This window comes from Cupriavidus sp. 05L310 (genome assembly GCF_056398185.1).
Map to the genome: position 1 here is coordinate 1 of NZ_JBFTOX010000117.1, position 9,817 is coordinate 9,817.

Genomic DNA, 9,817 nt, shown 5'->3' on the forward strand with positions numbered 1-9,817 from the left:
GGCCAACTTCTGCCCACACTCGCTCACCGAACTCAAAACGACCGCCCGCAATCGGCTGCGCAGCGCACAACAACGCGCCAACATCATTGCCGCGTGCTGGAAGCAGGCCGAGTTGTGGTGATGTCGTCATTTATACAAGGATCAATAGGCGGCGGCGCCAAGGGCGCGCGTGGCCGGGCGTGGACGGCGCCGAAGTGTTCAGCTTCACGATGCTGACCATCAATTCGGACAAGCATCCACTGATGAACCGCTTCCATGCTCCGGGCAAGGAAAAGAGGATGATCGTCATCCTGCCGCGGGCGGAATGGGACAACTGGCTGACCTGCCGGGATCCGGAGCGGGCGCGCAGCTTCATGCGGCCCCACGCGCACCGAGGGCCAAAGCCGCCGAATAGCCTTGCGCATCCCATCGAGAGAGTTATGTTCTCTCGGACCTAACTCCACTAGAGTGACACGGGGCAAACGCGATTGCCCCGCATTCCCTTCAGCACCCGCTTCCTCCTGGCCGCGGGTGCTTTTTTATAGACGCCGCGCACGCAAGTCGGACGATGCCCTATGGCGCCGTCCTGCCGGCACGCCTAAAACGGAAGTACCGCCCAACAGAACCAATCATGCCACCGAGCGCGCCGGCGCCGAAGTGCCCTCCGTCGCGCGCCCATCGCTAGTGGGTTACTAGTTGTTGATGCGACGCATTATCATTAACAGTGGCAGCAGATTGGACCCCCTTGTTGCTATTCCAGGGTCTAGGCGCCATCTCCCTGCGCCTACACCCCTTTATCCCTCTAAGGTGCCTACCACCAGGCATAGAGCTCATTTCCCGACACGGCGGAAATTGACAGTCGCGGCCTGCTAAAGTCATTCCAGCCGCAGCTCATATGCGGCGCGCTTGGCGCGACGACTGGCTGACCTGCCGGGATCCCGAGCGCGCGCGAAGTTTCATGTGGCCCTACCGGCCGAGTTGATGGATGTGGAGGCGGCACCGCGCGCGCCCCGGGCGAAGGTCGCTGAATAGTCCGGCCCCACCTGGAAGCTACCCGTGGAATAGCCATCGGAGATGCTCCGCAGGCTGTAGGACGCACCCTGATAGCGACGCCTTCATTCCTGACCTAAAACCGAGGCATCAGCATCAGCATGGAGTCCATCATGCAACCAGGCGTAGAGGCCACGCGAAACATAGAGGAGGAGTTAGAAGACCTGGACGAAACGGATAGCGCCATCGAACGCGCCGGGAAACGCATTGAGGCACAGGAGCAGCGCATTGCGCAGTTGAAGCGGGAGGGTACAGATAGCGAAAGCGCCGAGAAGCTCCTAGGCGACATGCGCGACAGCCTCAAGCAACTCATCATGCACCGCGCACTTATCGTCAAGACCATTGCGTGCCGGGAGTGAAGAACCCGCCGCTGGTCTGTTGATGTGCCCGCACTATCCACTCGCGTCGGATCCGGCGTCTTACTTGTGAGTGCAATGTGCGAAACGTCCTGAACGCGAGTGACTTGCCACGTCGGAGCCGTCGTGGCCAATGCACTCGTGGTGCGATAGGGCCAACCGGAACATCAAGCCTAAAGCATGCAAATTTCAAGGGCAGGAGTTCGCGACCTGCCCTCCTTCAGCGCCCGTGTCTACACGACAGCGAGCGCTTTTTTTGGCGATGGAGCGCAGGATGTCGGACGGTCTAGAACTTCAAAAGCGGACCTGCGGGCCAGCCAGTTGGGATCCTTGTTCGACACGCTCGTACTAAGCACCGTGCGTCGGAGGGCCCAACTGCAGCCAACTGGGAAAGCGGGTATCGAACTCCTGCGGCGAAATATCCCCCAGATGCGAGCATGCCTCGTCCGGAAGTGCAATGCTCAGCTCTGAATGCCATAGGACCACACCGGCGAGCCGAACGACATGGACGCGCTCCTCTCTCGGTACGGGGTAGGTGGAAACGTGTCCGGGAACTGCTACCAAGGAAACACGCCGCCGCACCTCATGGCTGAGCCATCCAGACGCGTCGCGGCGATCCAACGCCATGGCCGCCACGTGCCAATGTAAGTAGACTGCCTGCGAGACGAGCAGAAACAGGATAAACACCGCGACCCAAAGCATGATGACGCTCCGTTATGGCGCCGCTACTATTGTGATGCTTGGCGGCTCGTCAACTCGCAAAGTGTGACAACTAATGAACTTTCCGTATATCCGGCTTTCTACACGGCCCCGTGTGAGGCAATTCACGGCCTAGCCGACACCAGCGCCCCGCAATCGCCAGGTAGTACCGCACGCCGTGACCCGGTGGAGCCGCCAGTCGAGGAGCCGAACAGGTTCAACGCAGCGCCGATGGAATCGGCGCGTCCCAACTGTGGGCAGCTCTTGGTATTAGCGAGTCGCATGCGGGGCGGCGTGATTTAATGACTCCGCTGCCTCGCGAATGGATTTTCCACGGGACGCGCCACTAACCAGCGCTTTCCGAGGTTATTGGGTATCCACTCGGTACATACAGTCGCCGACGGCATTGATCGCCGGGTTTTTGCTGAACTTGATCTTGCGGCTCATGGCTTGCTGCGCGCGGTGCAGTGCCGCCTCGTGTCGCCTGAAGCTGTTGAGCGGGGTGAGGAAGGTGCCATCGCTCAAGGTGGCGAAGCGCACGATCCCCATGTCGATGCCGACCGCGCTGCCGGCCTGCGGCACAGGCTGGTCGACCTCGCGCTCGGTCTGGATGCTCACGAACCACTTGCCGGATGACAGGCTGACCGTGGCATTCTTCACCATGCCAAGCACGCTGCGGCTATTGCGGAAACGCAGCCAGCCCAGCTTAGGCAGGAAGATCCGGTTGTTTGCCTGGTCCAGCTTGATCTGCTTGGCATCGGGGTAGCGGAAACTGTCGCGCTGTCCTTTCTCTTGAAGCAAGGGAAATCCGCTCGCTTGGCGAAGAAATTGGTATAGGCGCGCTCCAAGTCCTTGAGCGTTTGTTGGAGTAGGTGCACTGGCGCATCCTTCAGCCACGACGTATCGGCGCTGTGTCGCCATCCGCAGTGAGTAGCTGACACAGCCCGGCATAGCCTAGCTTCTTCTCGCCTTGCTCGTAGCGCTCCTTTTGCAACGCCAGGGCCTTGTTGAACACGAAGCGACACGAACCGGCGAAGCGGCGCATGTCGCGCTGCTGCTCGCCGTTAGGCATCAGTTCGAATTTGAAGGCTTGGAGTCGTTGCATAAATTGATCGTATCATCGATCAAGCGTTGTCCAGGACGCCTTCGGCATCCGCGCTATCCTTCCCCGGCCTGAAGAGGCTGTCGCAATAGGGTACACGGCCGAGCGCGCCGGCTTTTTTCGCCCTGACAATTCAAGCACTTACAAAGCTAAACTGTCTCGATTTGTACCTTTTTCGACAGCCTCTGAAGACCGGGGCTTGCCGCGCTTCCCGGTCAATTTGAATTGAGAGAGGTGTCTGCAGTTGAGTTGGAGGGCTTGGAGGAAAAGGCAACAAAGCTGGGGGACTACATTCTCGCGAGCGGCTAATGCAGGAGGAAGATGCAACATGGATGGAATAGGCCGTCGCCTCCACCCTCTACCCGTCAGCTTGGGACCGGTATCGCAAGGAAATGCGGGTGGCCTCAACTCAGCCGCAAGTCGCTGGGTAGCGCGCGGATAAAACTGGTCGACGCCCCCCCTGAAGCTGCTTGAATCGTTACCTTGTTACGTCGAGGCTAGCGAGGCAGACAGCGAAATGTGCCCATCCAAAGCACGGTCGCCCCAGGCGGTCAATGCTGCACTGGCACATTTCCAACGGGGGGACGTCATGATCTGCCCCAAGCAGCGCAGAACTCGCCGCACCACACGGTCCTCAACTACACTTCGCTGTGTGTAGCCAGAAGCCGATGTGAGGAAACGGTATGGATATGACAGAGGCGCTTGTATTGGCTGCGGTCATCGGTGCCGCACTGCTCTCACTTCTTGTGGCCCTGCGAAACCGGTACAAGCTATGCGTCCAGGCCCATCTGCTACTCGACGATCTTGTGCTCACTCCCGTCTCCGGCCGTCAAGTTTCCCTTGTGGGACACCACAACGGCGTCGACGTTAGCGGAGTCGTGCCTGCTGCAGATATCCTATACAAGATTGAATCTCACCCTCTAGAATTGTCAGTCCATTCCCACGCCGACGGCCCTCTCGCTGCCAAGATGACCGACTGGGACGTCCCGCACTTTACGGTGCAACTGTTTCGCCGCGACGAAGAAATCTGGCGCCGAGATGTTCTCCGGAACGAAGCGCTTCGTATTCGCGACAACATCGAAACCTTACGCAAGTGGGCAGGTTCACGCAGGACAGGCGACAAGACGATTCACGACTTGGACCTTCTTCACATCTAGCACCGCCCCCCCGACCCCCTCGGCTCTGCTTGCTACCGTTGTCGACGCTACCCAGTCAAGAAGGGGCATCAACTGGCCACTTGGGTCGGTGGCGCCGAAGCAGGCGAGCAGCGGAGGCAATACGCGACTGGGCCGCATCACAAAACGAAGGCAGCGAGTAATATCTGCGCGCGTTGCTGTTTCAGGACGCGCGCTCTGTAGTCATAGCTACCAGCCAATAGCACGGGAATTGCCGCGCACTGCGAAAGCCGCCACTGTCAACTGATCGGCGAAGAGGTTCCCGCCGCCGGCGATTTTGATTCGCTTAGCGTGACCGCTCAAAAGTACTGTGCTTCGCCCTCCTCCATGTGGGTGCCATCCGCCCTCATTGCGAGCTGGGAGGCTTTGGCCGCGTGGGTGGCGGCCTGCTCGAGCAGGGGCACGTGCGCCTTTGGGACAACGAGCATCGTCAAACCCAGTCCTTCCAGCGCGCGTAGTGCGTGCTCCAGATTCACCCCTTTGCCGTTCTCCAGCTTGGACAGCATGCCGACGGAAACGCCGCAATGCCTGGCCGCCTGGTCAATTGGCATCCCCTCGGCAACCCGCGTCGCCCGAATGCGATCACCCAGTTGGTCGATGGTGCGGATGGCAGCCCGCGATGGTGGCGCGGCATCGGCTAGCGGTCGTGGCATTGGGGGAGGTCCGGAGATTTGGGAGACTGGGAGATCCAGCACTGGGGCTGCTCTCCCGATTATTTCACTATCGTGAAAGTATATCAAACGCCGCGCCCTCGCCTGCACCGCCGCCAGCTCAGCGCGCAATTTCCGCGAGCGCCTGCTCGGCATTCTGGCTGGTCGATCTCCCGCAGTGCGCGGCGCTCGGTAGCGCTGGCCCGCTCCTGCGCGATGGATAGCGATCGCGGGTACACTCCAACTCCGTCGAGAATTGGGTACGCAACTCCTGCAACTGCCGCTCGAGCGCCCCTAGAGCTGGGGGACCCCCCGCGCGACGCGCGTGCGCGGACAAGTTGGCCTGGCCCTCGGCATCCAGTTCACAGCCTCACAGAACGACGCGGTATCGGCCGCGTCGTTCTTATCAGTTCTGGCGCCTGGTGGGCGATCTGATCCGCGTGGACCTGCCGTCGCTGCGGAAAGGCTGTGCGCCTGGCAGGCATTGCAAGCGTGGCTGCCTGTAAAGCCGCGTCTGGCATAGCTCGTTCACGCTCCCACGTTACTTGGGCATCCCCTCATACATGCTGGTGACGTCATCCATCACCTGAAGAATACGCTCGCTGGTCGTGGCGATGTTTCTCAACTGTTCCGCGCGACTGACCCCGGTCTGATTGAGTGCCTCTTCAAAGAACAGCCACTGAGAGCCGGCAAGCTGCAGTTCGCGACGGATTGCCTCTGTGCTTTGCGGTGCCGCGGTGAGGAGTTCCTGTGCGGCTGCGAATTCCCTGGTAGCCGTGTCCAGATCCTGCGCCATCTGGGGGGAGTTAATGCCCCAGGCGCGGAACATGCTGATCTTGGCAATTCTCTGCGAGAGCATCCGCTGGCGGCCGGCAACGTTGATCAGCTTACCCATCATGGTGCCGGAATGTTTCTCGAGCAGGAGGGTTCCCTGTTGCGCAAGCTTCAGCATGTCCTCGCTCATTCTTGCGATTGCTTTCGCGCTATCGAGATTCGGATCGCCAGCGGACAGCAACTGCTTATAGGGAATCCATGTCTGCTCGAGCCTGGCGTAGGTGTCCTTGATCTCCGGCGTGGGCGCGGACGCCTTCAGCTCCATGAGCTGCTTGTCAAAGAGCGCCACGGACTGTTCGAGGACCTTCTTCGAACGTTCGACTTCAACACCGAGGCCAGCCTGGCAGTAAGCCTTGGCCATGCGCTGAGACAGCATGCGCTGGCGGCCCGCCTTGTTGATCGCCGCGTTGATCGTTAGCGTTTCGGCCGAAGCGGTCCCGGCCAAGGCCAGCGCCAGGACGCTGCAGGCAACCAAGCAGAAGGAACAGAGGTAACGTTTCAAGGGTGTCTCCGCGTTAAACTTTGATTGGACCTTTGGACGCATCGCTCGAGCCGACGACGTGTCGGATCAGCTGATCCATCTCTTTGATGATGTCCGCAAGCACCAGCGTGATCACCGCGAACTCCCTGCCGTACTCTCCCGCCCGTGCCGCCGAGATGCGCGCATTCATTGCAACGATATTCGCCTGCAAAGAAATACCGCTGAGGCGCTCGACGAGGTCGGTGTGGCGTTTGCGCACAGCGACCTCGCAACGGTGCATCTCCTCCTGGTAGGCCTGCGTGACGGTCTGCAGCAGTTCAAGCATTGGCGTGGCCTGCGCCACCAGCACGTCGAGGGATGGCGCTCGCCGGCTGGTGTCGGCCAGTGGTGCGTCTATCGCTGTTCTGACCTGGGCGATGAATTCACGGATACGCGCGTCAGCGCGTGGACTACCAAAGTACAGTTGCTGCAAAGCGCCGGAGAATGCGCCGGGAAAACGCTCATTGCCCGTTACGAGATCCGAATGCGCCGACTCGAACATTGACAGGCACTTGCGTGCGATATCGAGCGCGGCAGTGTCCCCCCGCGAAGCGAGCAATATCTGGAGGACGATCCGTTGCGACAGCATGCGCTGCCTTCCGGAAAGGTTGATCAATCCGCCGATGGTTTCGGCGGACACTTCGGCCTCGGGCGACTGAGTAGAGAAAGCGTTCATGCCATGCCTTGCAGGTAGTGTCGACGCAGACGCGCACCGCGCTGACCGGCAAAGAAAAAGCGCCCCGAAGCGAGATGCCTGCAAACCGGTTGTCCGATTCGTGAACATTTCGCTCCGGGGCGCCGTTGCCCGGGATGCTCCTTTTCGGAGCGTGTCATCGCGACTTGCCAGATTGTTTCAAGGCCGCCGTTGGCCTATGTGTCGCCCGCGCAATATCTATGCCATAGCTCACGGAAGTTGCATCAGGCTGCGGGCGCAGGAAAATGGCACGGCGGGACCGACCCGCGCACCGATCCCGTGCCAGATGCCTCATCACGACGCGTGCGTTGGGGCATGGCCAACTGATCACGGGTAACTCTCGGCTTGACGAGAAGTGCTTTGCCTGCCGCATCGACCCCATGAACGGCAAACACGTCTTTGGCCAGATCGATACCCACGGTAACAATGGACATGGGGCTTCCCCTCCTGTGGTCGTGATGGCGTTTCGACACGCCATCATGGCACCTCAATGCCGACTTGCGGCTTCCGCCGCAGCCTCGGGACGGGGAAGCCCTTTCCATTCGATTACCCAAAATTCCGATCGGTCTGCCCATCGTGGAGGGGCCATGACCTCTCTCGGTAGCCCGCAGTCTATTGGTTTTCAAACCTATTTCTTGGCGACTACGAGAGCGCCCAAAGCGGGGGCTGACTAAGCGGCAATGCGGTGGCTTTCTGCTCTGGCGATGGAGGGATACCATCGTTCCACGTGCGATCGGAGCTGGTCATTGAGCACGGCAGTCCGGATTTGTAGCAGTGCGTGCGCGTGCCACTGCCTTGTCTCGCTATCGGCAAGTTGACAGCGCCGTCCATATATACCCGGCCCCCGAATTTCGGAGGACCGTAGCACGCAGTGTGGCTGACCAGAATGGTGCTACGGTGCGCGAATCAGTGAGCGCCTGGGTTCGCCCGGCCTTCGTCTATCAGCTTCTCTGCATAGTCGCGCGCATGCTGCCACGCCTCACCTTCGGAAAAGTACTGCCCAGGCACAGGCTCGTGCTCGAAGATCTTGATCGAGCTGCCGTCCGCCGCTTTTGCACAGATCGTCACCTGGCCCTGCCAGGGCCCACCGGTTGGGGACGTTGCGCATGCCTCATACCAGTGATCTTTGTAGTACGTGAAGCCTTGGAGATCCATAGCCTTCTCCAGTTGTTCAAAAGAATCGTAGCACGGCCAAGACTGGGCCGAGTGGGCTGCACACCGCTATATATTGCATCGACCGACGCGCTTGTTCAGCGCGATCTATAAACGGCATTGCGCGGTGCATCATCGCTTCTTCACACATCTGACGCTTGAGTACAAAGGCCAGAAGCGCTGGCGCGCCTTGTTGTTTCCGCCCTTTGCGCCGGTAGCCTTCGTGCTGGCGGCCGTGCCGTTCGCGCTGATGATCGGCGTGGTGTTCTCGAAGAACGCGGGCTATATCGCGCTGATGACGATGGCGGCGTACTACCTGATGTACGAGGGCCTGCATACGCTGTCGCACATCACGGATACCCGCATGGCGATGTGGAACCAATCGAGAACGTACTCACCGCGGTCACCAAAGCCGAGCCGGCCGGCCGGTGCTCAAGCTTGTGCAGGTAGGCAAAACTATGGCCGGCATCCTGATCGCGCATTGACTTCCCGACGATCACTTCAAACCAGCCATCCTGCCGGCACCGGTGGCCGGCCGGCCGAAGGTAGCCGCCGTCAATGCCGACGGCGCGGACCGGACTGGGCTCCGGGGTGTCGGACGAACCGACGCTCGCGGCCACGTCCGCGTGCCGTCGGGCGTCAGTGGCCTGTTCCGCTTCCAGCCGGCGACCGAGCCCGGTGACCTGGCGCCGGATCGAACTGGCTGCCAGCACATGATCGAGCGGCAACACTTCCTGCAGGACGTTGACGGTCAGGCCATAGGACATCAGCGCTGCAAACTTGACCTCGAGATACTGCAGTTCTGGACTGACCCGCTCGGGCAAATAGTTAGCGAACGGACTGAAGGTGGGGGCGTCGCCTTGGCACAGCCGACAGGGATACAGCCTGGGACTGTCAATCGACAGTCGCCCCAACGCGCTCCGGAAGACCAAGTGATGGTGGCCCTTGCAAACCAACTGCGCACCGCACGTGGGACAAACGCTGGTCCGGGCAACTACTTCAACAACCTGTGCCGCGACCATCGTGCGCTGCAGCCGACCCAGCAATGATTTCGCCTCCTCCAGATGCGGGCCCAGCGAGCCCACATCAAGCCCGTCTCTGTCGAACTGGGCTATTTCGGTGACGGTGGCTGGCACGCCTCCATCGTCCTGCACTACAAGTTGCAAGCTGATACGCATGGCCGCCCTCCTCCCTTGGAAGCTGCGGCGACCAGTCTACCCCTCGAGCTCTCGCAACCGATCATTGACGATCTGACGGTCAAAGCGACGATCCAGCCAAGTCAGCCACCCGCCGACCTCATCGCGTAAGTCTTCCAACACGATTGGCTCCTCGCGCAGCGACTCGAGCCAATCGAGGAACTCATACTCACTGCGTTCGCCCCTGGCCTCCATATAGCTCCCGATCCCGCCCATGTCTTCTGGCGGGCAACGCCCGCAACCGGCCACGCAACGTGGCAACCCGCCAGGATGTTGCCGCAGCCTACGCCGCTCCACCCGTATCTCGTGGCGCCACCACGCGTTGAAGTCATACACATAGACGAAGCCTTCGTGTTCGCGGAGACGAAACGCAGTCAGTGGCAGTTCGTTTGCCGCGGTGGAGAACTGCA

At 60.5% G+C, this 9,817-nt stretch carries 8 protein-coding genes and 5 pseudogenes; 5 read left to right on the forward strand and 8 right to left on the reverse strand.

The genetic code is table 11. The annotated features are described in order from the left end of the window. The 3 genes and pseudogenes from AC1DS6_RS41780 to AC1DS6_RS41790 all read left to right on the forward strand — a co-directional run. Positions 1–121, forward strand: a pseudogene (locus AC1DS6_RS41780) (IS630-like element ISCARN39 family transposase); the annotation flags it as partial. Positions 122–179: 58 nt separating this feature from the next. Beyond that, positions 180–437 carry an SOS response-associated peptidase family protein gene (locus AC1DS6_RS41785; protein WP_441632677.1) on the forward strand — a complete coding sequence of 86 codons (258 nt, stop codon included), beginning with the start codon at positions 180–182 and terminating at the stop codon, positions 435–437. Positions 438–1,142: 705 nt separating this feature from the next. After that, a complete protein-coding gene (locus tag AC1DS6_RS41790) occupies positions 1,143–1,388 on the forward strand; it encodes a hypothetical protein (protein WP_441632679.1) in 246 nt (81 codons plus the stop codon). Between the two features lie 1,113 nt (positions 1,389–2,501). Here the strand turns inward: AC1DS6_RS41790 and AC1DS6_RS41795 are convergent. Next, a pseudogene (locus AC1DS6_RS41795) lies at positions 2,502–3,189 on the reverse strand (RNA-guided endonuclease InsQ/TnpB family protein); the annotation flags it as partial. Between the two features lie 680 nt (positions 3,190–3,869). Here AC1DS6_RS41795 and AC1DS6_RS41800 point away from each other — a divergent pair. Continuing rightward, positions 3,870–4,343, forward strand: a complete 474-nt coding sequence (locus AC1DS6_RS41800) for a hypothetical protein (protein ID WP_477104712.1) — start codon at positions 3,870–3,872, stop codon at positions 4,341–4,343. A 317-nt stretch (positions 4,344–4,660) separates the two neighbouring features. Here AC1DS6_RS41800 and AC1DS6_RS41805 read toward each other — a convergent pair whose 3' ends face one another. The 5 genes and pseudogenes from AC1DS6_RS41805 to AC1DS6_RS41825 form a co-directional block, all read right to left on the reverse strand. Next, positions 4,661–5,014: a helix-turn-helix domain-containing protein gene (locus AC1DS6_RS41805; RefSeq protein WP_477104713.1), complete on the reverse strand. Its 354-nt coding sequence runs from the start codon at positions 5,012–5,014 to the stop codon at positions 4,661–4,663. A 538-nt stretch (positions 5,015–5,552) separates the two neighbouring features. Further along, complete coding sequence (locus AC1DS6_RS41810; protein WP_477104714.1) at positions 5,553–6,347, reverse strand: type IV pili methyl-accepting chemotaxis transducer N-terminal domain-containing protein; 795 nt, start codon at positions 6,345–6,347, stop codon at positions 5,553–5,555. Between the two features lie 13 nt (positions 6,348–6,360). Then, positions 6,361–7,041, reverse strand: a complete 681-nt coding sequence (locus tag AC1DS6_RS41815) for a methyl-accepting chemotaxis protein (protein ID WP_477104715.1) — start codon at positions 7,039–7,041, stop codon at positions 6,361–6,363. 338 nt (positions 7,042–7,379) lie between these two features. Beyond that, positions 7,380–7,493, reverse strand: a pseudogene (locus AC1DS6_RS41820) (IS110 family transposase); the annotation flags it as partial. Between the two features lie 472 nt (positions 7,494–7,965). Next, complete coding sequence (locus AC1DS6_RS41825) at positions 7,966–8,214, reverse strand: hypothetical protein (RefSeq protein WP_441632689.1); 249 nt, start codon at positions 8,212–8,214, stop codon at positions 7,966–7,968. Positions 8,215–8,254: 40 nt separating this feature from the next. Here AC1DS6_RS41825 and AC1DS6_RS41830 point away from each other — a divergent pair. Then, a pseudogene (locus tag AC1DS6_RS41830) lies at positions 8,255–8,572 on the forward strand (sterol desaturase family protein); the annotation flags it as partial. Here AC1DS6_RS41830 and AC1DS6_RS41835 read toward each other — a convergent pair. Both AC1DS6_RS41835 and AC1DS6_RS41840 read right to left on the reverse strand, forming a co-directional pair. Beyond that, positions 8,569–9,389 (reverse strand): annotated as a pseudogene (locus AC1DS6_RS41835) (ISKra4-like element ISBte1 family transposase); the annotation flags it as partial. The pseudogenes AC1DS6_RS41830 and AC1DS6_RS41835 sit on opposite strands and share 4 nt — an antisense overlap. Before the next feature lie 36 nt (positions 9,390–9,425). Beyond that, positions 9,426–9,817: IS1096 element passenger TnpR family protein (locus AC1DS6_RS41840; protein ID WP_477104716.1), on the reverse strand; the 392-nt coding region annotated here is incomplete at its 5' end.

Bases quoted from the DNA above. Each gene is read 5' to 3' on its own strand.
- AC1DS6_RS41825 (WP_441632689.1), bottom strand. From the start codon at position 8,214: ATGGATCTCCAAGGCTTCACGTACTACAAAGATCACTGGTATGAGGCA.
- AC1DS6_RS41805 (WP_477104713.1), bottom strand. From the start codon at position 5,014: ATGCCACGACCGCTAGCCGATGCCGCGCCACCATCGCGGGCTGCCATC.
- AC1DS6_RS41790 (WP_441632679.1), top strand. From the start codon at position 1,143: ATGCAACCAGGCGTAGAGGCCACGCGAAACATAGAGGAGGAGTTAGAA.
- AC1DS6_RS41815 (WP_477104715.1), bottom strand. From the start codon at position 7,041: ATGAACGCTTTCTCTACTCAGTCGCCCGAGGCCGAAGTGTCCGCCGAA.
- AC1DS6_RS41800 (WP_477104712.1), top strand. From the start codon at position 3,870: ATGGATATGACAGAGGCGCTTGTATTGGCTGCGGTCATCGGTGCCGCA.